This window comes from Paenibacillus xylaniclasticus (assembly GCF_004001065.1).
Lineage (GTDB): Bacteria > Bacillota > Bacilli > Paenibacillales > Paenibacillaceae > Paenibacillus_T > Paenibacillus_T xylaniclasticus.
In genome coordinates this window covers 340,760-366,728 of the sequence record NZ_BIML01000003.1, presented here as the reverse complement: position 1 = coordinate 366,728, position 25,969 = coordinate 340,760, and the positions used below count along the sequence as shown (strand labels likewise).

Annotated in this window: 19 protein-coding genes; 16 read left to right on the top strand and 3 right to left on the bottom strand. The window is 51.0% G+C overall.

The genetic code is table 11. The features are described 5' to 3' along the window. Positions 1 to 57 precede the first annotated feature (57 nt). The 4 genes from PXY01_RS05320 to PXY01_RS05305 all read left to right on the top strand — a co-directional run bounded on the left by PXY01_RS05320 (position 58) and on the right by PXY01_RS05305 (position 8,645). On the top strand, positions 58 to 2,787 hold the full coding sequence (locus tag PXY01_RS05320) for a glycoside hydrolase family 6 protein (protein WP_373864275.1): 2,730 nt from the start codon (positions 58 to 60) through the stop codon (positions 2,785 to 2,787). Positions 2,788 to 2,962: 175 nt separating this feature from the next. Continuing rightward, positions 2,963 to 4,735, top strand: coding sequence for a cellulase family glycosylhydrolase (locus PXY01_RS05315; RefSeq protein ID WP_127568007.1), 1,773 nt, complete (start codon positions 2,963 to 2,965; stop codon positions 4,733 to 4,735). 30 nt (positions 4,736 to 4,765) lie between these two features. Next, the gene (locus PXY01_RS05310; RefSeq protein ID WP_127568005.1) at positions 4,766 to 6,700 is read left to right on the top strand and encodes a cellulase family glycosylhydrolase; all 1,935 of its coding nucleotides are present in this window, start codon (positions 4,766 to 4,768) and stop codon (positions 6,698 to 6,700) included. Between the two features lie 328 nt (positions 6,701 to 7,028). Next, positions 7,029 to 8,645: a response regulator gene (locus PXY01_RS05305; protein ID WP_127568003.1), complete on the top strand. Its 1,617-nt coding sequence runs from the start codon at positions 7,029 to 7,031 to the stop codon at positions 8,643 to 8,645. A gap of 208 nt (positions 8,646 to 8,853) precedes the next feature. Here the strand turns inward: PXY01_RS05305 and glsA are convergent, their stop codons facing one another. Next, on the bottom strand, positions 8,854 to 9,798 hold the full coding sequence (glsA, locus tag PXY01_RS05300; RefSeq protein ID WP_127568001.1) for a glutaminase A: 945 nt from the start codon (positions 9,796 to 9,798) through the stop codon (positions 8,854 to 8,856). A 193-nt stretch (positions 9,799 to 9,991) separates the two neighbouring features. Here glsA and PXY01_RS05295 point away from each other — a divergent pair, with 193 nt between their 5' ends. From PXY01_RS05295 to PXY01_RS05245, 11 genes are all read left to right on the top strand, one after another. Continuing rightward, positions 9,992 to 10,627 carry a cyclase family protein gene (locus PXY01_RS05295; RefSeq protein WP_127567999.1) on the top strand — a complete coding sequence of 212 codons (636 nt, stop codon included), beginning with the start codon at positions 9,992 to 9,994 and terminating at the stop codon, positions 10,625 to 10,627. A gap of 116 nt (positions 10,628 to 10,743) precedes the next feature. Beyond that, positions 10,744 to 11,427, top strand: coding sequence for a tetratricopeptide repeat protein (locus tag PXY01_RS05290; protein ID WP_127567997.1), 684 nt, complete (start codon positions 10,744 to 10,746; stop codon positions 11,425 to 11,427). 90 nt (positions 11,428 to 11,517) lie between these two features. After that, a complete protein-coding gene (locus PXY01_RS05285; RefSeq protein WP_127567995.1) occupies positions 11,518 to 13,278 on the top strand; it encodes a sensor histidine kinase in 1,761 nt (586 codons plus the stop codon). A gap of 147 nt (positions 13,279 to 13,425) precedes the next feature. Continuing rightward, complete coding sequence (locus PXY01_RS05280) at positions 13,426 to 15,072, top strand: SWIM zinc finger family protein (protein WP_127567993.1); 1,647 nt, start codon at positions 13,426 to 13,428, stop codon at positions 15,070 to 15,072. After that, positions 15,069 to 17,951, top strand: a complete 2,883-nt coding sequence (locus PXY01_RS05275; protein WP_127567991.1) for a DEAD/DEAH box helicase — start codon at positions 15,069 to 15,071, stop codon at positions 17,949 to 17,951. The genes PXY01_RS05280 and PXY01_RS05275 overlap by 4 nt, the downstream gene beginning before the upstream one ends. A gap of 37 nt (positions 17,952 to 17,988) precedes the next feature. After that, complete coding sequence (locus PXY01_RS05270) at positions 17,989 to 18,171, top strand: hypothetical protein (RefSeq protein WP_127567989.1); 183 nt, start codon at positions 17,989 to 17,991, stop codon at positions 18,169 to 18,171. A gap of 185 nt (positions 18,172 to 18,356) precedes the next feature. Then, positions 18,357 to 19,907 carry a spore germination protein gene (locus tag PXY01_RS05265; protein ID WP_127567988.1) on the top strand — a complete coding sequence of 517 codons (1,551 nt, stop codon included), beginning with the start codon at positions 18,357 to 18,359 and terminating at the stop codon, positions 19,905 to 19,907. Positions 19,908 to 19,929: 22 nt separating this feature from the next. Beyond that, positions 19,930 to 20,547 (top strand): GerAB/ArcD/ProY family transporter, encoded by a 618-nt coding sequence (locus tag PXY01_RS23025; RefSeq protein ID WP_164744306.1) that lies wholly within the window; start codon positions 19,930 to 19,932, stop codon positions 20,545 to 20,547. Further along, a complete protein-coding gene (locus tag PXY01_RS23020) occupies positions 20,502 to 21,035 on the top strand; it encodes a GerAB/ArcD/ProY family transporter (protein WP_127567984.1) in 534 nt (177 codons plus the stop codon). The genes PXY01_RS23025 and PXY01_RS23020 overlap by 46 nt, the downstream gene beginning before the upstream one ends. Then, entirely contained in the window at positions 21,032 to 22,222 is a 1,191-nt protein-coding gene (locus PXY01_RS05250; RefSeq protein WP_127567982.1) for a Ger(x)C family spore germination protein, read from the top strand. Before PXY01_RS23020 ends, PXY01_RS05250 begins: the two co-directional genes overlap by 4 nt. Next, entirely contained in the window at positions 22,219 to 22,440 is a 222-nt protein-coding gene (locus PXY01_RS05245) for a hypothetical protein (RefSeq protein WP_127567980.1), read from the top strand. The genes PXY01_RS05250 and PXY01_RS05245 overlap by 4 nt, the downstream gene beginning before the upstream one ends. A gap of 54 nt (positions 22,441 to 22,494) precedes the next feature. Here PXY01_RS05245 and PXY01_RS05240 read toward each other — a convergent pair whose 3' ends face one another. Both PXY01_RS05240 and yfbR read right to left on the bottom strand, forming a co-directional pair. Then, positions 22,495 to 23,148, bottom strand: a complete 654-nt coding sequence (locus PXY01_RS05240) for a hypothetical protein (protein WP_127567978.1) — start codon at positions 23,146 to 23,148, stop codon at positions 22,495 to 22,497. A 94-nt stretch (positions 23,149 to 23,242) separates the two neighbouring features. Further along, positions 23,243 to 23,854, bottom strand: coding sequence for a 5'-deoxynucleotidase (yfbR, locus tag PXY01_RS05235; protein ID WP_127567976.1), 612 nt, complete (start codon positions 23,852 to 23,854; stop codon positions 23,243 to 23,245). Between the two features lie 119 nt (positions 23,855 to 23,973). On the opposite strand from yfbR, the gene PXY01_RS05230 reads away from it, so the two are divergent. Next, entirely contained in the window at positions 23,974 to 25,518 is a 1,545-nt protein-coding gene (locus PXY01_RS05230; protein WP_127567974.1) for a FumA C-terminus/TtdB family hydratase beta subunit, read from the top strand. The last annotated feature ends 451 nt before the right edge of the window (positions 25,519 to 25,969 follow it).

Genomic DNA, 25,969 nt, shown 5'->3' with positions numbered 1-25,969 from the left:
CGGATTCCCGCTCTTCAGGAATATATGCAACTATTAATTAAAAGGAGTTGAAAAGTTTTGTCTAACGTAATAACGAAACGCACCGTGAAGCTCTTCCTTGTGTTCGCAGTCGTATTCAATCTATTCGCCACGATCGGTGCAGCTACAAGCTCTGCTGCTGAAGCACATGTTGACAATCCATATGTTGGTGCTACGCAGTATGTGAACCCTGACTATGCGAATCTGGTCGATTCCTCCATTGCGCAAGTTTCAGACCCTGTGCTGAAAGCGAAAATGGAAACGGTTAAATCATATCCGACAGCAATCTGGCTGGACCGCAGAGCGGCGATCCAAGGCGGCGCAGTTAACAATGGACGTAAGAGCCTCGTAGAAACGATGGATGCTGTGCTTGCTGCAAAGCAAGGTAACACGCCGATTGTCGTACAATTCGTTATTTATAACTTGCCTGGCCGCGATTGCCACGCTCTCGCTTCCAACGGCGAGCTGCCGTTGACGCAAGCCGGCCTCAATACGTACAAAACGGAATACATTGATCCAATCGCTGCAGTATTTGCAGATCCGAAGTATCAAGACATCCGTATCGTAACCATTATTGAGCCGGATTCGCTCCCGAACCTCGTAACGAACCTGAGCGATCCGAACTGCGCTGCAGCGAACTCCTCCGGCATTTATGTGGATGCAACGCGCTATGCGCTAGACAAGCTGCATGCAATTCCGAACGTATACACTTACATGGATATTGGTCACTCCGGCTGGCTCGGATGGGACTCGAACCGCGGTCCTGCTATCGACCTGTTCACGGATGTTGTTAAAGGTACGACGGCTGGTCTGGCAAGCGTAGACGGCTTCATTACGAACACGGCGAATACGACGCCGCTTGTTGAGCCAAACCTTCCGAATCCAGATCTGAACATCAACGGACAACCGCTGAGATCTGCTTCGTACTATGAATGGAATCCGTATTTCGACGAAGTTGACTTTACGGCAGCACTTTACTCCGGCTTCGTAGCGAAAGGCTGGCCAACATCGATCGGCTTCCTCGTGGATACGTCCCGTAACGGATGGGGAGGCCCGAATCGTCCAACGTCTGCTAGCGGCTCGACTGTAAGCGCTTATGCAGACTCCGGCCGTATCGATAAACGTTCCCATCGCGGTAACTGGTGTAATCCATCTGGTGCAGGTATTGGTGAACCTCCAACAGTAGCACCAGCAGCTTATGCTTCGTCGCATATTGATGCGCTTGTATGGGTTAAACCTCCAGGCGAGTCCGACGGATCGAGCTCGGCTATTCCGAACGACGAAGGCAAAGGCTTCGACAGAATGTGCGACCCTACGTATATCGGCGCAAGCGGTTTCCCAACTGATGCAAAGCCTAATGCTCCTGTATCGGGTCACTGGTTCCATGAGCAATTCGTTGAGCTTGTAACGAACGCATATCCGCCAATTCCACAAAGCAGTACGAATCCTAACAATCCGACTGTACCTGCTGCACCTGCAAGCCTGACGGCAACAGCAGGCAACGGCCAAGTGTCTCTGACGTGGAGCGCATCGACGGGTGCAACGAGCTATAACGTGAAGCGTGCAACGACGGCAGGCGGCCCTTACACGACGATTGCGACGGGCGTAACGGCTACTTCGTACACGAACACGAGCCTGACGAACGGTACGACGTATTACTATGTTGTCTCCGCAGTGAACAGCGCAGGCGAGTCAACGAACTCGACGCAAGCTTCGGCAACGCCGCAAGCGGGTGTGACGGCACCAGCAGCACCTGCAAGCCTGACGGCAACGGCAGGCAATGGTCAAGTGTCTCTGACGTGGAGTGCATCGACAGGTGCAACGAGCTACAACGTGAAGCGTGCAACGACGGCAGGCGGCCCTTACACGACGATTGCGACGGGCGTAACGGCTACTTCGTACACGAACACGAGCCTGACGAATGGTACGACGTACTACTATGTTGTCTCCGCAGTGAACAGCGCAGGCGAATCCGCGAACTCGACGCAAGCTTCGGCAACGCCGCAAGCGGCTGTATCGGTTCCGGCAGCACCAACAAGCTTGACGGCAACGGCTGGCGATGCACAAGTATCGCTGACGTGGAGTGCATCGGCAGGCGCTACGAGCTATAACGTGAAGCGTGCAACGACGGCAGGCGGTCCTTACACGACGGTTGCGACGGGCGTTTCGGGTACGTCGTACACGAATACGGGTCTTACGAACGGCACGACGTACTACTATGTTGTTTCTGCCGTGAACAGCGCAGGCGAGTCTGCGAACTCCGCTGCTGTAAGCGCAACGCCTGCAGGCTCTGTAACGCCTCCGCCAACGGGTGATTTGGTCGTTCAATATAAGGTTAACAATGCCAATGCGAACGATAACATGATCTATGCAACGTTCAACATTAAGAACACTGGCACGACGGCAGTGAACCTGAGCAATCTGAAGCTGCGTTATTACTTGACGAAAGATTCGTCCAGTGCAGCACTGAACTTCTGGACGGACTGGGCACAAATCGGCACGAACAATGTAAGCGGTACGTTCAGCTCGATCAGCCCTGCTAAGACGAACGCGGATACGTATCTCGAGCTGTCGTTCAGCTCAGCAGCAGGCTCGATTGCGGCAGGCGGCCAAACGGGCGACATCCAAATTCGCATCGCGAAAGCTGACTGGACGAATCTGGATGAAACTAACGATTACTCGTTCGACGGTACGAAAACAGCATTCGCAGATTGGAACAAAGTAACGCTGCATCAGAACGGTACGCTCGTATGGGGTATCGAGCCGTAAATCAAATTTGATAAGGCATGCGAATCGGAGCGCCCTTAGTGGGCGCTCTGATACGGTTACAACAACAAATAAGATTTCAACCGTTTTATTACGTGGTGTGTGGCTGAGTAAGTCGGAAGAAGCTTCAGATGCCGCACAACAACCTATTAATCGAATGCAAAGGAGGAAGTGAGTTATGTCTATTACGGCGAATAAGAAAGGGCTGCTAATGCTGCTGGCGTTAACGCTGGTGCTTAGCTTGCTGCTTCCGGCAGGCAAGAACAAGAGCTATGCAGCAGGGCCGATCGTACCGACGTATGGTCAGATTAAAGTGTCCGGTAATCAATTGGTTAGCCAATCCGGTCAGCCTATTCAACTCAAAGGCGCAAGCTCGCACGGCATTCAATATTTCGGCAACTACGTGAATAAGAACGTTATTAAATGGCTGAGAGACGATTGGGGTGCGACCGTCTACCGTGCCGCCATGTATACAGAGGAAGAAGGATACATTACGAATCCATCTCTGAAGAACAAGGTTAAGGAAGCGGTAGAGGCGGCGATTGACCTTGGCATTTATGTCATTATTGACTGGCATATTTTGTCTGATGGCGATCCAAATAAGCATAAATCGCAAGCGATAGCCTTCTTCCAAGAGATGGCGACGCTGTATGGGTCTTATCCGAACGTAATTTATGAAATCGCGAACGAGCCGAACGGCGTCAGCTGGAACGGCAGCATTAGGCCGTATGCGCAGGATGTAATTACGGCGATTCGTGCGATAGATCCAGACAACATTATTATCGTCGGTACGCCGACCTGGAGCCAGGATGTCGATCATGCGGCGGACAATCCGCTGCCGTTCAGCAATATTATGTACTCGCTGCACTTCTACGCGGGTACGCATGGTCAATATTTGCGTGACAAAGTGAATTATGCGCTTAACAAAGGCATTGCAATATTCTCGACAGAATGGGGAACGAGTACGGCAACCGGGGACGGCGGCCCATATCTGTCTGAATCGACGCAATGGCTGAACTTCCTCGACAGCAAAAAAATTAGCTGGGTGAACTGGTCGATCGCGACGAAGAACGAATCGTCTGCTGCACTTCTGCCTAGCGCAAGTGTGAACGGCGGATGGGCGCTGAGCGATCTGAGCACTTCCGGTCAATATGTCCGTTCCAAAATGCTCGAAGGCTCCGTACCGCAGCAGCCGCAAACTCCGGCGGCTCCGACTAGCCTAAGCGTATCTGCGGGCAATGGACAGGCGACGCTTACATGGGCGGGCTCGTCCGGCGCGACGAGCTATAATGTGAAGCGCTCAACGACGAGCGGCGGTCCTTACACGACCGTGGCGACAGGAGTATCGGGTACGTCGTATACGAATACCGGCCTTACGAACGGCACGACGTATTACTATGTCGTCTCTGCCGTGAACAGCGCAGGCGAGTCGGCGAATTCGGCGCAAGCTAGCGTAACGCCAGCAGGAGGCACAAATCCGCCTACGAATCCAAGCGGAGCATTAGAAGTTCAGTACAAAGTGAGCAACGCGAACGCTACGGACAATATGATTTATGCTACCTTCAACATTAAGAATACTGGAACGACGGCCGTGAACCTAAGCAATCTGAAGCTGCGTTACTACTTAACGAAAGATTCGAATACGGGTCTTAGCTTCTGGACGGATTACGCACAGATCGGCACGTCGAATGTTAGCGGCTCGTTCAATGCAATCAATCCTGCGAAGACAAACGCGGATACGTATTTGGAGCTGTCGTTCAGCTCGGCGGCAGGATCGATCCCAGCAGGCGGACAAACGGGTGATATCCAAATCCGCATCGCGAAGAATGACTGGTCGAATTTGAATGAAAACAATGATTACTCGTTCGACGGAACGAAAACGTCATTTGCAAGCTGGAACAAAGTAACGCTTTATCAAAACGGCACGCTTGTATGGGGAATTGAGCCTTAATTATTTTGATATAAGGGGATGACGATATTAATGGCAACAACTTCGTTCAAAAAGTGGGGCATTATGCTGCTTGCAGCAGCAATGGTCTGCTCTATGTTCGCAGCAGCGGGAGCGGCACGTAAAGCGAGCGCCGCATCGACACTTGGATATTACCATACGTTTGGCAATCGTATTGTGGATGCTGCAGGCAATCCTGCCGTGTTCAACGGTCTGAACTGGTTCGGCTTTGAGACGGCTAATTACTCGCCGCATGGATTGTGGTCTTATTCGCTCGACAGCTTTATGGATCAGATTAAGGAGAAGGGATATAATCTGATCCGGCTTCCGTACAGCAACCAGATGTTTGATTCAGGCAGCATGCCGACAAGCTTGAATACGGCGACGAACCCGGATTTGCAAGGGTTAACGCCGATCCAGCTGATGGACCGTGTGATCCAAGAGGCTGGTGAGCGCGGCATCCAAATTATATTGGACCGTCACCGTCCGGACTCCGGCGGCCAGTCGGAGCTGTGGTATACGTCCCAATATTCTGAAGAACGGTGGATCAGCGACTGGGTTATGCTGGCGCAACGTTACGCGAACAATCCAACTGTAATCGGTGCCGATTTGCACAACGAACCGCACGGACCAGCTTCTTGGGGAACGGGCGATTTAGCGACAGACTGGCGCCTTGCAGCGGAGCGCGCAGGTAATGCAATTCTGGCGGTTAACCCGAACTGGCTCATTCTTGTTGAAGGCATCCAAACGAATGTACAAGGTGAGACAGGCAACTATTGGTGGGGCGGCAACCTGAAAGGAGCTCGCAACTATCCGGTTCGGCTCAACGTTCCGAATCGTCTCGTCTATTCGCCGCATGATTACGGCCCGGGCGTAGCGGAACAAACGTGGTTTGATGATGCGTCGTTTCCGAACAACATGGCGGCTATATGGGATGCACATTGGGGATACATTAGCAAAGAAAATATAGCGCCAATCCTCGTTGGTGAGTTCGGCGGTCGCAGCGTCGATCTGACAAGTAAGGAAGGTATCTGGCAGAACAAGCTGGTTGATTACATTAAAGATAATGACCTGTACTGGACCTATTGGTCGCTCAACCCGAACAGCGGCGATACTGGTGGCTTGCTGCTGGACGACTGGCGGACGTGGAACGCACCGAAGCAGGCGATGCTCGATCGCATTATGAAGCCGATCGGTACTCCACCACCGGTAACGACTGTGCCTGCAGCACCTGCATCGCTGAGTGCAGCTGCAAGCAATGGTCAAGTAACGCTGACGTGGGGAGCGTCTTCCGGTGCAACAAGCTATAACGTGAAGCGCGCAACGACAAGCGGCGGACCTTACACGACGATCGCGACGGGAATTACAGGCACGACGTACACGAACACGGGCCTTACGAACGGCACGACGTATTACTATGTCGTCTCGGCAGTGAACAGTGCAGGCGAATCGTCGAACTCTGCTGCTGCAAGCGCAACGCCAGCAGGTACGGTGACTCCTCCACCGACGGGCAATCTGGTCGTTCAATATAAAGTGAACAATGCGAATGCGAATGACAACATGGCTTATGCAACGTTTAACATTAAGAACACAGGCACGACAGCAGTTAACCTGAGTAATCTGAAGCTGCGCTATTACTTGACGAAGGATTCGTCGAATGCTGGTTTAAGCTTCTGGACGGACTATGCACAGATTGGAACGAGCACGGTTAGCGGCACATTTTATTCAATCAGCCCAGCCAAGACGAAAGCGGATACTTACTTAGAGCTTTCGTTCAGCTCTGCGGCAGGCTCGATCCCAGCGGGCGGACAAACGGGCGATATTCAAATTCGTATCGCCAAAACCGACTGGTCGAATCTCGATGAGAGCAACGATTACTCGTTCGATGGTACGAAATCGGCATTTGCGGATTGGGACAAGGTGACGCTGTATCAAAGCGGCACGCTTGTATGGGGCATTGAACCATAATAAGCATTAAGTAATCTTAAAGCACATCAATATGGCATATGCGATTTGGAGCAAAGAGCGCTTTATCACAACGGCATGGCCTAAAGGGCCGACAGCTATAACGACATCCTTTTTGTAACGGACAGATCTTGCGCTCCAGCTCCGGTGCGGCGTCTATTCATATAGGCGCCGTACACCGCTGTGCAGTGGGCGTAATTGCTGGTAAGGATGAAGATCTATCCAATATTGTACGTAGTACCTAATATTTGATAGACTGATAAGGGGAGCGTTGTTAGCTGCCTGACAGAAGAATCTCCTTATTCGCATCCGGGATGAGAAGGGGGTATCGATGGTGTATCGGCTTCTGGTCGTCGATGATGAAGCATTCGCATTGAAAAGTGTAGTGGACACCATAGATTGGAGCTCACTGCAGATCGCACAAGTGTTCGCCGCATCCGATGCGGAAGAAGCAAGAGAACTGCTAGACGAACATGCAATTGACGTGATGATATGCGACATCGAGATGCCGGGAGAGAATGGACTGGAGTTGTTAAATTGGATAAGACAAAGAGGTGTTGCGACAGAGACAATTTTTTTGACTGGACATGACAGGTTTGATTATGCGCATACGGCGCTTCAGATGGGCTGCTTTGATTATCTTCTAAAGCCGATCCGTCACGAGAGGCTGAAGGAGACGGTCATGAGAGCATTATCAAAGCTGGAGGATACGAGGCAGAAGATCTCGATGCATAATCGGGTGGAACGTTATGAGAATTTACTTCGTGCGCAGAAGCATATTCTTGTTGACCGTTTCTGGACCGATTTAATTGAACCGAGCGGCGAAACGTATAACACTGAGCCGCATACGACATATTTGTCGATTATTCAACCGGAATTTTCGGCGAATGACGTGTTTATGCCCGTGTTGTTCAGCGTCGATCGATGGAAGCAGAGCTTCGGAAGTCGAGATGAGCATATTCTCGAATATGCGATGATGAACTCGGCAAGGGAGACGGTGCTTCGCAATTGGCCGGGAACCGTCGTTAAATGCAGGAGCGGCGCGATCTTTATCATTATCTACGAAGCGTCGAATGTTGAGCGCGAGATGAAGGAGCTGGAATGGCGGTGCCGCCGGTTTATCGCCGATTGTAACCAATATTTTTATGGCCATGTATCCTGTTATATCGGTTCTGCTGGTCCGATTGACCGAATGGCGTCCACCTGCTCGGAATTGCTCGATATGGAGCGGCGTAACGTATCCAAGTCAGATTCAATTTTTATTAAAGGCGAATTTTATGAGGATCAACAGGGTATGCCGCCAGTCACTTGGCCGTCAGAGCTGTATGTGCTGTTCGAGTCGGGCAAGAAGGAAGAGCTTCAGAGAAGGATCGATGAGCTGTTCAGCATTTACGAGAATCAGAAGTCATTATCTAAGGAACATTTGAAAGCGTTTTATTTTCATTTTGTATCGATGATTTACCAGACGTTTCACAAGAGTGGTATATCGGTCGATCATTCTTTGGAATCGTTGACTAGGCAGGAGGATATGGCGCAGGCGACCAAATCGTTATCGCAGCTACGGGCATGGACGAAACGGATGACCGATGCGGCGATGAAAGCTGTCGAAAAGCGCCGCAACCGAGAGCCGTCTGTTATTGAATTGATCGAGCAGTATGTGCAGACCCATATTTCGCAGGATCTAACCCGGGAGGATATTGCAGCTTTTCTTCATTTCAATCCGGCTTATTTGTCGAGATTGTTCAAGAAGGAGACGGGGTTATCCCTCTCAGACTATATTATGGATCAGAGAATGAAGCAAGCGAAACGGCTGCTGAGCGAATCGGATTTGAAAGTAAGTGATGTAGCCGAAATAACGGGATATCGGAACTTCTCCTATTTCTCGAAGCTGTTCAAGAAACAGGAGGGCTTCACGCCACAAGAGTTTCGCAAGCGGAATAAGCGATAAAAGCCGCTGGAACCGATTATATTAGTAGGCTCTATGCGGCGGCAGCGGATCTGTAACGAGAACGATGCCAGGCAGCGTAGCGCTGTCTGGCATCGTTACCATTTGCAACTACGTTGGTGGACTTATCGATGTAATGATTGACCATAACAAAGAGGGGCTATTCCAGAGTCGTGTTAAGCTGACCGCTGGATTTAGCCCCTTAATTGGATTAGAACAAGCTCCAGTCGTTCTGGACGGACATCGTCTCAAGCAGCCGGATGCCGGCGATGCTGTTGCCGCGGCTGTTGAGCGCCGGGCCCACGACACCGATGCCGTACTGGCCTGGTACAACAGCGAGAATGCCGCCTGCTACTCCGCTCTTCGCCGGAATACCGACACGGATAGCGAATTCGCCCGATGCATTATACATGCCGCAGGTGAGCATGAACGTCTTCGCAATCCGAACATAGCGTTTTGGCACCAGCTGGCGTTCCGTCAACGGATCGAACCCTCCATGCGCAAGAATAAGACCCATTCGAGCCAAATGGTTACAGGTGACCTCAATTGCGCAATGATTGAAGTAGACCGACAGCACTTCTTCGATGTTCGTATGCGGTGAAAGTACGCCATTCTCCTGCAGGAAGTAGGCAAGAGAACGGTTGCGATAAGCGGTAGCGGATTCTGATTTACTGACTATGCGGTTGTAGTCCAGCTGCTCGTCTCCTGCCATTAGCCGCATAAATTCAAGAATCCGTTCGGTTTTGTCGGCAGGATTGGAGCCTTTAATGAGAGAGGTTACCGCGATCGCGCCGGCGTTAATGAGCGGATTGAACGGAATGCCTGGCTCCACGAGCTCGAGCTTTAGGATGGAATTAAAATCGTCGCCAGTCGGCTCCATGCCTACCTTCGAGAATACGACTTCTTCGCCGTTGTCCATAAGTGCAAGCAGCAGCGTAAACACCTTCGAGATGCTTTGCATCGTGAACTTCATGCTGCTATCGCCGCCAGTTATGCTGCTACCGTCGGCTCTTAGTATCGATATACCTAGCGCATCTGCGGGTGCGATGGCCAGAGCCGGAATGTAGGCTGCAGCTTTGCCCTCCTTTGCGTAAGGACGACATTCGTCGAGCCATCTGGGAACGTTCGTCTGTAAGCTCATCCACTGCTCATTCATTTGGATCACTCCTTAGGCATGGTCGGCAATCGTCCGGCCCTATTTGCTTCTTGTTACCGTTAGTCTAATCTTGTCGAACTAAGTTCGCAATATCTTTTATGTGCCAAAAAGAAGAGCAAGGAAATAGATGGTATCGGCTCGAATATTGATAGAATATTGATAGAGGAAGGAAAGGTTATAGAAAGAAGGCGAAATGATGTCCATCATTGATTTGACTCATCCCATTCGGGACGGTCTTCCTGTCTACCCAGGCGACGAACCGACTGTATTGAAGCATACTCAAACGTACCATGCCGACGGTTATAGCAATCATCAATTGTCTATTAATATGCATGCAGGTACACATATTGATGGTCCGATGCATTTATTGGATAGGGAAGATCGGATCTCTCAAGTGCCGGTTGATCACTTTATCGGCGACGGGGTCCTGCTTGACGTTACAGGTAAGGCTGTTATCGATTACAATCCGTTATATGAACGGATGATCCAAGAGAAGAGTATTGTAATTATTCACACGGGGCAAGGGAATAAATTTGGCCGCCCGGAATATTTCTCGGAGCATCCGGTGTTAACGCCCGCGCTGGCCGAGTTGCTGATCCGTAAGAAAGTTAAGCTTGTCGGACTTGATTTTCCTTCACCGGATGAAGAGCCGTTCGAGATTCACAAGATGCTGCTACGCAGCGGTATATTTATCGCGGAAAATTTGGCGAACACGGATCAATTGATTGGCATCGGCCAATTCGAGGTCGTGGCACTTCCGCTTCGCATCGACGCGGACTCATCCGTTGCTAGAATTATTGCCCGAACGACCATGAAAGAGCTTGAATAGTACAAGGTCAGGACAGTCTTTGAAGACTCTGTTTCATTAACAGCGCTGGGTAATATTGTGATATGATAGAGAGACGGCAGAAGGAACTCAGTTCGTTGAATTCAGGAGGATTCAAGATGATCGGAAAGTTTTTGCTGTTCGGACTTCTGTGGTCTTTATTCGGAAACCCTTTTATTGCCATTATTGCTCTACTTGTCATTCTATATTTGATTGATCGCCGTTTCATCGGGTTGTCACCAAGCCTAGTGAAGCCGATCCGTCGCATCAGCCGTATCCGGCGGCTGCGTCATGAGCTGGACATGAATCCAAACGACTTGACGGCGAAGCTTGAGCTTGCAAGGCTGCTTATTGAGAAACGCAGCTTTCGGGAGGCGAGAGAGCTGCTTGAGCCGCTCCGCGATCGGGAAGCGGTTGAGCAATCAGCGGAATATTGGGATGATCTCGGCACCGCTTTACTGCGCACAGGGGAGCTTGAGGCGGGCGAAGCAGCGGTAAGGCACGCGCTTGTCCTTAATCCACGAGTTAAGTATGGGCAGCCGTACCTTCGATTAGCGGCAATCGTAGGAGCGAAGGATTTGCCGAAGGCGATGCAGGATATGGAGGCTTTTCAACAAATTCATACATCTTCCTGCGAAGGCTATTATCGGCTCGCCAAGCTGAATATTCTGCTCGGAAGGAAGGATGAAGCGAAACGTGCACTGGATGAAGCGATTCGGCTGTATCGAATGCTTCCGAAATATAAGAAACGACAGGAGAGACGCTGGATGCTGCTTAGCTTCTTCGCGCGGCGTACGGTATAGTTGTCAATGCCGCCTCTCCAATCACCGTAGAACAGCTTGCGATGGTGTGGCGATCGTCGCGAACATTACTTCATAGAGGAGCAACGAACGATGCAGCGGCGCACGAGTATTTTATTGACGATTATATTGATGGTGGTCTTAATCGGAATTAATAATACCGTCTATTACTTTATGGCTAAGCGCTCACTAGAGAACGGTATGCGGCACGAAATGCTGGCAGTAGCGAAGCAGATTCAGCTGTCGATTGAGCAGTCACGGCTTGGCGGCGAGGTATTTCAGGACCAAATCGGCCGCGAGCTTCGCGCTGTTTCGATAGCGGCGCAATATGCGCTTGACCCGGATATTGATCAAGTGACGAATGAGCAGCTGAAGGAGCTGGCGGCCAAGCTGGACGTTACACACATTTCCTTGTTCCGTCCCGATGCGGAGAAGGAAGATATTATAATTGAGAAGTCTTCTGATCCGAAGGAGCTCAGCCGCGGTTCAAAAACGTGGAATCCTTGGTATACGGCATTCCAGCAGCTGTTTGCTTTGGAGCCGGTATCCGTGAAGTGGGGACAGACGTTGAAGCATTTTTGGACGGGGCCATTCGAGAGTGCGTCGACTGATGTAGAGAAGGTTTATAAGTGGGGCTACTATTACGACGGCTCGACGAATTATATGATTGATCCCTACATAAGCAACGATATGATGAGTAAATACGAGGATGCTACAGGCGTCAACCGGATGATCAGAAGGGCTGTGGAAGAAAACGCTTCCTTGTTAGAGATAACTGGAATCAATCCTGAAACCTTCGAGCTGGGCGGACCGGTGCTGACGAGGAACGACGTTGGGGAATGGGTCGAGCATATTACGCAGCAGCCGATTATTTTTGGTGAATACAGCTATCGAATCGATGAAGATGTCGCTAGTGTAGAGGAAGCATACCGTTCGAATAAGACGGTGACGGTGAACGCATATACTAATGGCAAGCATGTTCTTAAGACGTTCATTCCGGTCGAGATCCCCAAAGGCTCCAGTATTCTGGACAAGGAGGGGGAATCGATCGAACGTTATATTTTGACGATCGTATCAGACTATAAGTTTGTGCAGGACTCGCTCGATCAGCAGTTTCTCAATATCGGACTCATTATTACGATCATAACGATGCTCAGCGTGCTGGCCGTTATGATGACGGTTCATTATTTGCGTCGATCGCGCGAGAAGGTAGCCATAGAGGCACAGCTTACTTACGTCGACGAGATGAACCAGCTTCTCATGTCGGTCAAGGCGCAGCGCCATGATTTTTTAAATTATGTGCAGACGATCCAGTCGCTTGCGGATCTTGGTAAAGTCAATGAACTGAAGTCGTATACGCGCGAGCTGGCTGGAGATATTCAACTGACGAACGATATAATCAACATCGGTAATCCGGCCATCGCTGCCTTGCTCCGGTCCAAGCTCGCGCAGGCGAACGAGCGTAAAGTTCAGTTCGAGACGGTATTCCGTGGATTGGACAAGCTTGATTTCGGTATCAAGTCGCTTGATCTCACGCGCATGATCGGCAATCTAATCGATAATGCATTCGATGAAGTGATGAAATATCCAGAGGAGCGAAGACTCATCAGGCTGGAGGGCGCATTAGATGGAGGGCGGCTCGAATTCGTCATTCGCAATACGTGCGAGCAAGCCGAGAAGGTTATCGCAGATAGTCGGCTGCTGGAGCAGGGATATTCGACGAAGGCGGAAGGTCATCAAGGGCTTGGGCTGGCAATCGTTAAAAGTATTGTCGATTCATATAAAGGTACGCTGCAGGTGAGCGCGGATTCTGATGGGTATATTATTTTTGCTGTAAGCTTGCCTCATTATTAGAACATGCAGCCGCAGCCGCGGCATGTTGAAGAAGGCTTCCGCCATCCTATAAGGGTGATGGGAGCCTTTATTATTGAATCCGCTTAAAGCACTAACCCGTCACCTTATGTTATAATGAAAAGAATGTAAGAAGAACGGAGTGAACAAATGGACTCCTTATTTCAAACTGAATTGATGCTGTTGCAAACGTTGGAGACGGAGCTTAAGGATCATTTGCCTCCGGCTGTCGCGGAACGCGGCTGGGATTATTATAGTAAGGGCCGGGTGCAGTCCATTAAGCTGATGGATGGAGATACGCTGATCGGCGCTGTGCGAGGAACCGAAATGTACAGCGTTATGCTGGATGCCGGCCATTTTGCGTATAGCACGTGTACGTGTCCGAATAATGATTATTGTAAACATATGGCAGCTGTATATTTTGCTGCATGTGCGAAGTCGGGTACCCGCTCGCCCGAGGACGCCAGACGGAGGCTGATGGGGATTTTCTCATCAGATAATGCTTCTATAAGCGGAAGAGCGGGGATGACCGAGGACGATTATGGGCGGATAACTGCAAGGATGAATGAATTGTATGGCGAGGCGTGGAAGCAGTGCCGCTATTCGCTGCATCCGCTGCAGTCCGTTCTGCTCGGCTTGAAAGGACTTGCGAGAGACTGGGAGAAGCCGATTCAGCAGTATGAATGGATGCTGGCTATTCTATTTACCTTGCGCCAAGCAGAAAAGGCGTTCACCTTGGTTGATCCGTTCAGCAAATATTATCAGCAGATGAGCTTTACTCGTATGGCAGAGCCTTGGATCGAGCAATATGAAGCGATCGCATCGGAGCAGCCGAATTGGCGCGAATGGTCGCCACGTACGTCCGAATGGTTTGATACGGTTGCCGAATATGCACGTAATCAAGCTTGTAACACTGGTAACGAGCTGTTCCGTTGGGATTTTCTTTATTTAAGCTTGACCTCCAGCCGACTTGACGACGACCAATGGCGAGCCGCTGAGCGACTAAGGCTGGAGAAGAAGCAGCGAGAGAATTCGGACGAATGGAGCATGGCGAGCGATTCGAAGGCATTATCAGCAGAGGGGCTATCGGAAGCAGCGGTGTCAACCGCTGAACAGAAAAGACGGAACAACTACTTCACAGAAATTGGGCTCGCTGCACTCGATATGTTCGAAGGTCATGACGAGAGAGCGGCGGCGAGGCTGGCGGATGCGCCGATCGACCCGATAGAGCCGCTTATTCAAATGTATGCGCAGACGAGGTTGACGCAGCGGAACTGGGAAAGCTTTGAGATCTGGATGCAGTTCTTTTTTGACAGACGTTCCAAGGGAGGAAATTCACGCGCACTTGTCCCGTTCCTTTACTTGTGCAGACAAGCGGATCTTGTGCAGCCGGATAATCCGATATGGATGAGCTGGATGATTGCACTGCTTCCTTACTCGTATAGTGAGGTGGCGGACCATTGGCTGGAGCTCGGCAAATACGAGGAATGGGCTGATTTGCAGCTGCTAATGGGGCTGTCGCCGGACGATTTGGATGCGAAGGATGTGCGCGAAGCGGCGAAGCAGGCGCCGCAAACGCTGCTTCCGATCTATCATCAGGCGATCGATGAAGCGATTGGTGCACGTAACCGACAAGGGTATAAGACCGCAGTTAAGCTGATGAAGAAGCTGGAGAAGCTGTATAAGTCGTTGAAGCGGGAGGAGCAGTGGACAAAGTACATTGCGCTTGTGTCCGATAAGTATCATCGTCTGCGCGCGCTGCAGGAAGAAATGGCGAAAGGAAACATACGCCTATGAGAGGAATAGACATGAATCTGCCGCTCGTTCTTGATGCCCGATGGGCGCCGGGCGAGGGCGTATACGTGATGGAGGAGCGCCACACCTCTTACAGCTTCCGGCTGAAGAGGCTTCTGTTCGCTTGGCACGCTTCCTCCTGGTACGGCTCGGAGATTGAGAACAAAGAGGCTTTCGGCCGAACGTCACTGCTGCTGCCCCCTCTTCTCGCCGTTGATTATTTGGCTGATCCGCAGCATGTGCGGCTGTTGAATATCGTATGGACAGATGACGGCAAGCGGGTGCTAGAAACAGGCGTCATGCTGCAGAAAGCGATGGAGCAGGGCTGGTATGTGCCAGACGGCGTCAAATGGTCAGAGGAGCGCCCGGCATGGCGGCTTGATATATCGGAGACAGAGCAGGCGGAGCAATGGCACAGCCTGTTAAAGCGCTGGGAAGCGGCGGGGCAGCCTGGAGCACCGGATGAATGGCTGACGCTTGCCGTCAACAGCTTGATCGAATCTGATGAAGCGGTTGCCGCTGCTTGGCATCAGACGTTATCAGGAATCGGCTCAGCCGTGCTGCGCGGCGGAGCTGCTGACGAAGAGGATTGGCTTGTAGCGGCTGGTATACGCAAAGATCTGTTCCCGTTCCGTCTGGCGCTGCAGCTTGCAGAGCCGGATGAAGAGCACGGCTGGCGGCTTCGCTCCGCTGTGCAGCATCGGGAAGGCGGTGCATGGATTCCGCTAGCCGACAATGGCCAGGCGGCAGTAGGTGAACAGGAGCTGCCAGTCGAATGGCTTCCACTATTGGCTGAGCGGCTTGAGAAAGAACGACGCAAATGGCAGCTGTCCGCCCCGGAAATATTGCGCGAGGAAGATGGGAATATCCGGTCGGAGTTGACCGATTCCGAAGCGTATACGTTTCTGGAGAAAACGAGCCTGAAGCTTCTGCAGGCCGGATGTCCGGTGCTGCTGCCATCGTGGTGGGAGACGGTTCGTTCCCGCAAATTCCGGCTGAAGGCGAAGATGAAATCATCGGTTGGCTCAAGCGAACAGCCGATGTTCGGCTTGAACGAGCTCGTTCAATTCGATTGGAAGCTGGCGGTCGGCAATATTGACTTGTCGGAAGCGGAATTTATGCAGCTTGCAGCAGATAACCGGCGGCTTATGCGCGTCGGCGGCGAGTGGGTTCATCTAGAGCCGGCCGACGTTGAGAGAATAAAGCGGTGGATGAAGCAGGTCGCAAGACGCAAAGGGCTGACGCTTCGGGATGTGCTCGAAATGCATTTGCGCGGCACATCCCCTCTTACAGAGGACGAGGACGATGGTATATCGCTGGCAGCTGAAGTTGAGCTGAACAGCCATTTGACGAAATGGCTGGAACAGCTTCAGCAGACGGGAGGCATACCGGAGATTGAGCTGCCGGATACGTTCCGCGGCCAATTGCGTCCATACCAGCTGCAGGGCGTGTCGTGGCTTGCCTTTCTGCGACGGTTCGGCCTCGGAGGTATACTCGCTGATGATATGGGGCTTGGCAAGACTGTACAGTTCACCGCTTATTTACTTTATGTTAAACATATGGCCCGGCAGGGAACCGGTCGGAGCGGTCCATCGCTGCTCGTCTGCCCGACTTCGGTTATCGGTAACTGGGAGAAGGAGTTGGAGAGGTTCGCGCCGGATCTGAACGTTATCGTTCATTACGGACCTAAACGTGACAAGGGGGAGGAGTTCGCTAGAGCGATTTCCGGTGCAGATATCGTCATTACGTCCTATTCACTTGTTCCGCTCGATGAAGAGGAACTCGAGAGAATCGAATGGAACGCCTTATGCTTGGATGAGGCGCAGAATATTAAAAACGTTAATACGAAGCAATCGGCCGCGATCAAGCGGCTGCATGCCTATCATCGAATTGCGCTGACAGGTACGCCAATGGAGAACCGGCTGACGGAGCTGTGGTCGATCTTCGATTTTATTAATCCTGGCTATTTGGGCCGGCTCAGTGAGTTCCGCCAGCATGTCGTAACACCGATCGAGCGAACACGCGACGAAGAGGCGATTGCGGGACTGCAGCGTTGGACAAGACCGTTCATGCTCCGACGGGTGAAGAGCGATCCGGCGATCGTCGATTCGCTGCCGGATAAGAGCGAAGCCAAAATGTTTGTGTCGCTTACGGCCGAGCAAGGGGCGCTCTATGAGAATCTCGTCTCTGATTTGCTCGATAACATTGATAAAGAAGGACCTATGCGGCGCCGCGGACGTATATTGTCCGCACTGACGAAGCTGAAGCAGCTGTGCGATCATCCTCAGCTGCTGCTAGGCGACAGTGTAACCGGAGATGTATGGGATGTCGAGCGTTCGAACAAGACAATGCGTATATTAGAGATGGTAGAGGAAATTGCGGCAGAAGGTGAGCGGTGTCTCATTTTTACACAGTTCGTTGATATGGGGATGATGCTGCAGCGGTTGCTGCAGGAGCGGATCGGTTTGCCGGTGCCGTATTTGCACGGCGGAGTGCCGAAAGCACAGCGTGACGATATGATTGCGAAATTTTCAGACATGAACGAACCGGGCTGCGCCTTCGTCTTGTCGCTCAAAGCGGGCGGAACAGGCCTTAACTTGACGGCGGCGAACCATGTATTCCATTTCGACAGGTGGTGGAACCCGGCGGTTGAGAATCAGGCGACGGACCGTGCGTTTCGGATCGGTCAGAAGAAGAAGGTGCAGGTGCATAAGTTCGTTACGCTTGGCACGCTTGAGGAACGCATCGATCAAATGATCGATCGGAAACAAACGCTGAATGATCAGATCGTCAGCCAATCTGATCAATGGGTTACGGAGCTGTCGACCGAAGAACTACGGGAGCTGTTCGCTCTCCGACGGGACCGGTTCGGCCGTTCATAACGCCCGCTTATCTCGCTTATGATGAGGAGGGAACGCGATGGAGCGTGAACGCGAGGAAACGGAACAGTCGCAAGAGCAGGCGCAAGCTGCGGCAGCGAAGCCCGAAGAGGCCGCGATGCCAGAGGCTGATGAGCAGGTCGGGCCGGCCGACGCGCTGCCGACTTGGCGTCCGTTTTACGCGGCCGTACGGGATGCGATGCGCAAGCTGTGCGAGCAGTAGGCGAAGCAGGACTGTTGAAGCAAAAAGCTTGAAGCGAGACTTATCATCTTGCTTCAAGCTTTTTTTGTCTTGGGCTCCTACTGAATAAAAAGGAAAAAATAGTTTATTCTAACGAACAGGCCAGGGATAATCTGGGTTTGTCGCCGAAAGCGGAAAATAATGCGATTGCGGAAGGAGCTTCTACGATGACAAGTAAGGCGAAGCCTTCCAGCTCGCAGCTTCTGAAGCAGGAGCTGGAGGCGCTAGGCAGGCAGCCGCTCGGCAAAGAGCTGCAGCGCAGCTCGGAGCAGCTTCGCCAGCTATATGCTGGCTGCTCGGACGTTATTTTTCGTTCTTTTATGATCGGTGGGAATTCGAACGCGCTGCTTCTGTTCATTGATGGGCTAAGCGACGCGACAGCCATTGACAGCAGCATCATCTCTCCGCTTATGAAAGCACAGTCTAACCAAGCGATGCAGCTGCCGCAGCTTGCCGAGCAGACGGTTACTGTGGCGAGCTCTAAGCCGGTTACGACTTATGCACAGGTGATGGAAGCTGTTTCGAATGGGATGCCGGTACTGCTGCGCGATCAAGAGGAAGGCGGAATCGCATTCGGGCTGCCTCGATGGGAGAAACGGTCCATTGAAGAGCCGTCGGCTGAGCCAGGTATTCGAGGACCGCGGGAAGGACTTACAGAGACGCTCCGTGTGAACACGTCACAGCTTCGTCGGATCATTAAAAGTCCGCTATTGAAGATTGAAGTGATGACGCTTGGTGAGTATTCTCGAACAAATGTGGCGCTCGCCTATGTTAAAGGGCTGGCGGATGAGACATTAATTGAGGAAATGAAGGCTCGGCTTAACCGGATACAGATCGACGGCATTCTGGAAAGCGGCAATATTGAGGAGCTGATTGAGGATGCAGCATTCTCACCTTTTCCGCAGCTGCTGAATACAGAACGCCCGGATGTCGTATGTGCTGCACTGCTTGAAGGAAGAGCTGCGATCTTAATGGAAGGGACGCCGTTTGCGCTGGTTGCGCCAATTACATTCTTTACCTTAATGCAGGCACCTGAAGACTATTATCAGCGTTTTATGGTCAGCACCTTCGTACGCTGGCTTCGTTACGTATTTCTCTTAATATCACTGCTGCTGCCATCGCTCTATGTAGCCGTATTGACCTTTCACCAAGAGATGGTGCCAGGCAGCCTGCTCATCAGTATGGCATCGGCAAGGGAACAGGTGCCGTTCCCGGCATTAATCGAGGCACTCATGATGGAAGTGACATTCGAGGCGCTTCGCGAAGCAGGTATACGGCTGCCGAAGCAGGTAGGCGCGGCCGTCAGCATTGTCGGAGCGCTCGTCATCGGTCAAGCAGCAGTACAGGCAGGACTAGTATCCGCTCCGATGGTCATCGTCGTTGCCATTACCGGAATCGCATCGTTTATGATTCCCCGTTATACTGCAGGCATCGCTGTTCGGATGCTGCGGTTTCCGCTTATTTTGCTTGCAGGGACTTTCGGCCTGCTCGGTGTCATGCTCGGTATAATAGCGATTGTAATGCATATGAGCAGCTTACGTTCATTCGGCTTACCTTATTTGTCCGCTTTATCGACATTCAGAGGGCGAGAGCTGAAGGATGTGCTGGTTCGAGGACCATTGTGGATGCTGAACGAGCGGCCGCGCTTAACAGGCGAGTATGACGCTGTTCGTCAAGCGCCGAATCAAAAGCCCGGTCCGCAGCACGGTAGCGAATGAAGGAAAGAGGAGGCATAATAGCATGCTGGAAAATCAGAAAATATCGGCGCTTCAGATGGCTGTGCTGCTGTACTCGGCTGTTCTGGCAACAGGCTTTATGGTACTTCCTTCATTCGCTGCACAGCATGCGAAGAACGATGGTTGGATGACAGGATTGCTAGCCGGATTTTTTGGCGTACTAGCTATTCTATTGGCCATTGGGCTTCATAACGGGTATCCGAAGCAAACGATAGTAGAGTATGCCGGACAGATTGTTGGGAGGACAACCGGTCGAGTGATCGGGTTGATCTATACCGTTGTTTTGATGCATCTAACTGGCGTTATACTGCGAGAATATGCCGAGTTTGTGAAAAGCAATTTTTTGTTTAACACGCCGATTCTCTTCATCATCCTCTCTATGATGGTACTGTCCGCTTGGGGCGTGCGCGGGGGGGTCGAAGTGATTGCAAGAGGAGCTATAGTATTGACGCCGCTGTTTATTCTGCCTTTGTTTATTTTGTTAATGCTAATACCGGTTCTCGAACTGAGTAACATACTGCCTATACTCACTCATGGTATCGTTCCGGTTATTAAAGGCTCGTTAATGCCGGGTGCTTGGATGAGCGAATTGTTTTTAATGAATTTTTACTGCCTAGTTTAAAGAACCCGAAGCAGGGGAAGCGTTGGGGATTTATTGCTCTGACAGCGATCACCCTCAGCATGATTTTTATCAATTTAATTACTTTATTGTTGTTTGGTAACGATACAAGCGACAAAATATTTCCGGTGCTTATCGCTTTTCGCTATATAAGCTTTGGCGGTTTCTTTGAGAATCTGGAGGCACTGCTGCTTGCGATGTGGGTTGTAGGCAGTTTCATAAAGCTGACGGTTTTTCTTTATTGTTCGGTTATTTCCTTTCAACAGACCGCCGGACTTTCGGAGCATCGCTTCGTTGTCGTTCCTATTGCGCTGATTGTGATTCTGTTCGCTTATTGGGATATGCCTAACCTGCCTGCTATCGCGCAATTTCTGAACAATAGTTCGCCATTCGAGCTGTTGACCTGTATGCTCGCGATACCGCTGCTGCTCTTAATTATTGCCAAGCTGCGCGGTATGCCTAATCCAAACCCAGGAGGGTCTGGCGGATGAAGGCTCGACTACGACGTATGGTGGTCCTGCTCCTCCCTTTATTTGGACTTTTATCAGGCTGCTGGGATCGGATTGAGCTGAACGATCTGCTGCTCGTTACCGCACTTGCGCTTGATATCGAGGAGGGACAAGTTGTGACAACGGTCCAGTATCTTCTGCCGCGAAGTCAATCTACGGCTAGTTCGAGCGGAGGCTCTTCAAGCTCAGGCTCTAAGCAGTCATCCGTTCGAATGAGCAAAGGCTCTAATGTTGCAGATGCGTTATCAAAGCTGCAGCGTAAATTGCCTCGGAAGCTGTTCTGGGGACAGTGCAAAGTATTCATATTGGGAGAAGAGCTTGCAAGGTCAGGTATTCGTGAGGAGGTCGACTTTCTGATCCGTCACCCCCAGCCGCGCGAAAGATCGTATCTGTTCGTCAGCAAAGGAAAGGCTGCGGATATATTGGAAGTGTTTCCTCCGCTTGAGAGGACGTCTGCGGATGTACTTCGCGAGCTGTCTGACATGCGTATCGGCTACCATGTAACACTTCAGGAGCTCAATATGATGCTGAAGGGGGAATCAAGGGCAGCTGCCTTGCCGTTTATTCGCCTTTTACCCCCACCTAAAGCGGCTGAGTCGACTCAGACTATAGCTTATATTCAGGGGAGTGCAATTATTCGCAAAGATCGAATGATTGGGAAGCTATCAGATAAGGTATCCCAAGGAATGCTGTGGATATTGAACGAGGTGAAGGACTTTACCGTTACATTCCCGATCGGTGAATCGAAGAAGCGTGTGTCAATTAGTCCAATCAAGGCAAGCACGAGGCTTATACCTACCATCCGCGGTGACCAGTGGCAGATGACAATTCGAGTAAAGGCGAAAGGAAATATGGTCGAGAACGATACCAATTGGAGCCCGATGAACGAGCAGCTGCTTAGGCAGATGGATCAGGCTTTCGAGCAGGAAATTAAACGCTATATTGAACTCGCGGCGAGCGATGTTCAGCAACGGCTTAAAACAGATGTGCTAGGATTCGGCACAGCGTTTTACCGTAAATATCCGAAGCATTGGGAATGGGTTAAGAACCGGTGGGATGAGCAGTTTCAGCATGTAAAGGTCGTTGTGGAGGTGGATGCTCAAATTAAGCGCACCGGTAATGTAAGCAATCCCGGCGGGTTGCCGGAGGAAGAGATAAAGCGCAGATGAATATAAGCTTATTTATTACAATAACGTTAGCTGTCATTGTGACCTGGTGTTTCGACTGGCCGAAAGTGAAGAAGAAAGCCGGGAAGGATAAGACGATGTTCATCTTGCTGTTCTTGCTCGGATGGCTGTTGTCGATGTTGAATTTGCCGGAAACACCTGGTCTGACGACACTATTTCAAATCGTTTTTCAGCCTCTGGAGCCATTCGTTAAGAAGTAGTAGAAAAGCGGCAGACTAAGAACCGTAAATCGGTTCGGACTGCCGCTTAAAACGTTAAAAAAATGTTTTGCGATCAGGCTGCTTGCTGCGAAGCTCACGGTAACGAATATATGCATACCGCTGCAGTCCGGCTGTTGCTTGAATGGCTAACTCTCCTTGCTCTTCCGCCTTCGTAATGTCGCCTCTGTGAAAGGCAGCGTTCGCCTCTAGCGCGTGAACGAAACCGGGATGCTCAACCAATCGTTTCGCACTTTCAAAGCCGTTCAAATCATCTTGCATGAGCCGGATCAAAGCGCGGCCGACATGTTTGGCGTCACTATGGCTTAGCTGGTTGATATGCTGTTCGGCTTCTTGCCAGCGATCAGCTGCAAACGCTACATTAGCGCCTATAACGGCACGAAGCTTATCATTGTTAATATTGCCCATTCTAGCTGCGGCCGAGTCGACGCTGCCGTCTAGTAAATCGGCCATCGCGGCGTAATATGGCACAGTACGGGCCAGCTTTCGCAGCAGCTTCTCAACGGCTTGCATATTGTGTGAATAGCGTAGTATATAGATGATTCGGATGATTGGTACGGCAAGAATGACGAAAACAGAGACAACAATAAGAATCAGCGTCGCTGTGTTCAATTCCACGTTGCTAAAGCTAATTATAATACCAAGCAGCGCTCCTATAATGATGCTGATGACCCATATATTAAGTCGCATGTATGTCTTCCCCCCTTATTAGATCACATGAGACCTATCAAAACGATACACGAAAGGGACTGGGTTGAACAATATCCAATTGATGGATGGAGGGTTAATTACTTCGACTGAGCTCGTCTAGCGTACGGCCAAGACCTGGTGCAAGATGGTCAAGAAACCAGTTGACCTCTGCCATATCAAGAGTGGCCAATTTATGCTCGATTTCGGTCTTGGCAACCGCAAATTCACGATTGCCGGATGCTACCTCAGATACACATTTCAGATAAGCATCCAGCATATCGGCAGCTTTAATCATGCGGTGAAGGTCATAGTCAGGATCATGTCCGTCTGCAGCTTCGGCCTTAATGCCCAGCAGCGGGGCATATGCTGCACGCAGCGGCTCTGGCACCATGCTGTGCAGACGTTCTGCAGCCATCGCTTCGATTTCGCGGAAGCTGGCAAGCATCTTCGGATTATGATGTTTGACAGGCGTCGGGATGTCCCCCGTGAACACTTCTGTTGCATCATGGAACAGCGCTATGGCTGCTGCCCGGTCTGCGTTAAGTGATTGACCAAACAGTCGGTTACCTATCTCACACAGCATATGTGCCAGCAGCGCGACATGAAAAGAATGCTCTGCGACGCTTTCGCGTGTCGTATTGCGCATTAAACTCCACCGCTCAATATATTTCAATCGATACATATAGGCAAAAAAATCGCTGTCCATCGTGTTTTCTCTCCTTTTTTGTACGAATATCCCGCTGATCCTCACGTACCCGTAAGCGTCTATCTATGTTATTATAAAGGTTAGTGAGTCAAGCGACCAGAGAGGAGCCATCGTACGATATGCAGCACTTTGAGGACAGTATTTATAAGCTTATTGTTGAAACATCTACCAATCTTCCGGGAGACGTTCGCGTCGCCATTCAAGCAGCGAGAGAGGCGGAGGACCGCGCAACACGCGCTGGTCTGTCCCTGTCGACGATTGCCGATAATATTGAGATGGCAGAATGTAACGTATCGCCGATCTGCCAAGACACAGGTATGCCGACCTTTGTCGTTCATACGCCGGTTGGAGCGAACCAGCTTGTGATGAAGCAGGCGATCCGTACTGCGATTGCACGTGCAACGAAGGATGGCAAGCTTCGGACGAATTCCGTCGACTCGTTGACGGGTGCGAACACGGGTGACAATCTTGGACCGGGAACGCCAGTTATCCACTTCGAGCAGTGGGAGAAGGACGATATTGATGTTCGTCTAATTCTGAAGGGCGGCGGCTGCGAGAATAAAAATATTCAATACAGCCTACCGGCTGAAATTGAAGGTCTGGGCAAAGCGGGCCGCGATCTCGACGGCATCCGCAAATGTATTATGCACGCCGTATACCAAGCGCAAGGTCAAGGCTGCAGCGCAGGCTTTATTGGCGTAGGGATCGGTGGCGACCGTACGACCGGCTATGAGCTGGCGAAGCAGCAGCTGTTCCGTCATGTTGACGACACGAATCCGAATGAGGATCTTCGCAAGCTCGAAGAATATGTAATGGAGAATGCCAATAAGCTCGGCATCGGTACGATGGGCTTCGGCGGAGCGGTTACGCTGCTCGGCTGCAAAATCGGTGTGATGAATCGTCTGCCGGCCAGCTTCTTTGTCTCCGTCGCATATAACTGCTGGGCTTATCGCCGTCAAGGCGTACTGCTTGATGGACAGACGGGCGAGCTGAAGCAATGGATTTATCCACAAGGCTCAGAGCTTCCGATGAATGCGGCGCGTGAGCAGAAAGCTGCAGCAACTGACAATAATAAGTCGCGCGAAATTCGTTTGACGATGCCGCTTACGGAAGAGCAAGTACGCGAGCTTCGTGTGGGCGATATCGTTATTCTCGATGGCGAGATGCATACGGGCCGCGATGCGCTTCACAGCTATCTAATAAACCACGATTCGCCAATCGATCTGAACGGCGCCGTTATTTATCACTGCGGTCCGGTCATGATGAAGGATAGCGACGGCGAGTGGCATGTCAAAGCGGCTGGACCGACGACCAGTATTCGCGAGGAGCCTTATCAAGGCGACGTCATGAAGAAGTTCGGCATTCGTGCCGTGATCGGCAAAGGCGGCATGGGTGCGAAGACATTGAAGGCTCTGCAAGAGCACGGCGGAGTCTACTTGAATGCTATCGGTGGCGCTGCGCAGTATTATGCCAAATGCTTTAAGAAAGTTAACAGTGTTCACTTCTTGGAGGAATTCGGTATTCCGGAAGCGATGTGGCATTTGCAGACGGAAGGCTTTGCCGCGATCGTTACGATGGATTCGCACGGCAACAGTCTACATGCGGATGTTGAGATGGACTCCCGCGCGAAGCTGGAGCAATTCAAAGAACCGGTATTTAAATAATCGCCTTATTGAACTTATACATCTCTTATGAAGAAGCAGGGGGGGAATGGCAGTTAGGCCGTTCCTTCTCTGCTTTTATAATTTGCGCGGGCCCAGTTAATTGATGTTGCGTTTCATTCATTTTTCCTTTGCTCCACTATCCCCTTCGCTCAGGAGACGACCGGAGACGATCATGGTGAGGGAATGAAGGTTAAGAAAAATCATCACGTTAATACGCAGGCAGGAATCTTCACAAGCGTGGAATAGATAATTATTCTCCTACGAGTACAAGTCTATAAGAAAGGCTATGACCGAGGGAATCGTATAGGGCTGCCCACAATCCCAAAGTAGGACAGAGGCTTGGGAATAAGGAAAACCGCATTGGAGCGTATTAAGATGGTTGAAGAGACTGGCCAGAAGTGCATGAGCAAAGTGCTCCGGCTTAAAGCATACAGTCATAAGTGCATGACTA

Bases quoted from the DNA above. Each gene is read 5' to 3' on its own strand.
- PXY01_RS05275 (WP_127567991.1), top strand. From the start codon at position 15,069: ATGAGAGGAATAGACATGAATCTGCCGCTCGTTCTTGATGCCCGATGG.
- PXY01_RS05250 (WP_127567982.1), top strand. From the start codon at position 21,032: ATGAAGGCTCGACTACGACGTATGGTGGTCCTGCTCCTCCCTTTATTT.
- glsA (WP_127568001.1), bottom strand. From the start codon at position 9,798: ATGAATGAGCAGTGGATGAGCTTACAGACGAACGTTCCCAGATGGCTC.
- PXY01_RS05290 (WP_127567997.1), top strand. From the start codon at position 10,744: ATGATCGGAAAGTTTTTGCTGTTCGGACTTCTGTGGTCTTTATTCGGA.
- PXY01_RS05230 (WP_127567974.1), top strand. From the start codon at position 23,974: ATGCAGCACTTTGAGGACAGTATTTATAAGCTTATTGTTGAAACATCT.
- PXY01_RS05265 (WP_127567988.1), top strand. From the start codon at position 18,357: ATGACAAGTAAGGCGAAGCCTTCCAGCTCGCAGCTTCTGAAGCAGGAG.
- PXY01_RS05295 (WP_127567999.1), top strand. From the start codon at position 9,992: ATGATGTCCATCATTGATTTGACTCATCCCATTCGGGACGGTCTTCCT.
- PXY01_RS05305 (WP_127568003.1), top strand. From the start codon at position 7,029: ATGGTGTATCGGCTTCTGGTCGTCGATGATGAAGCATTCGCATTGAAA.
- PXY01_RS05240 (WP_127567978.1), bottom strand. From the start codon at position 23,148: ATGCGACTTAATATATGGGTCATCAGCATCATTATAGGAGCGCTGCTT.
- PXY01_RS05310 (WP_127568005.1), top strand. From the start codon at position 4,766: ATGGCAACAACTTCGTTCAAAAAGTGGGGCATTATGCTGCTTGCAGCA.
- PXY01_RS05270 (WP_127567989.1), top strand. From the start codon at position 17,989: ATGGAGCGTGAACGCGAGGAAACGGAACAGTCGCAAGAGCAGGCGCAA.
- yfbR (WP_127567976.1), bottom strand. From the start codon at position 23,854: ATGGACAGCGATTTTTTTGCCTATATGTATCGATTGAAATATATTGAG.
- PXY01_RS05285 (WP_127567995.1), top strand. From the start codon at position 11,518: ATGCAGCGGCGCACGAGTATTTTATTGACGATTATATTGATGGTGGTC.
- PXY01_RS05245 (WP_127567980.1), top strand. From the start codon at position 22,219: ATGAATATAAGCTTATTTATTACAATAACGTTAGCTGTCATTGTGACC.
- PXY01_RS05315 (WP_127568007.1), top strand. From the start codon at position 2,963: ATGTCTATTACGGCGAATAAGAAAGGGCTGCTAATGCTGCTGGCGTTA.
- PXY01_RS23025 (WP_164744306.1), top strand. From the start codon at position 19,930: ATGCTGGAAAATCAGAAAATATCGGCGCTTCAGATGGCTGTGCTGCTG.
- PXY01_RS05280 (WP_127567993.1), top strand. From the start codon at position 13,426: ATGGACTCCTTATTTCAAACTGAATTGATGCTGTTGCAAACGTTGGAG.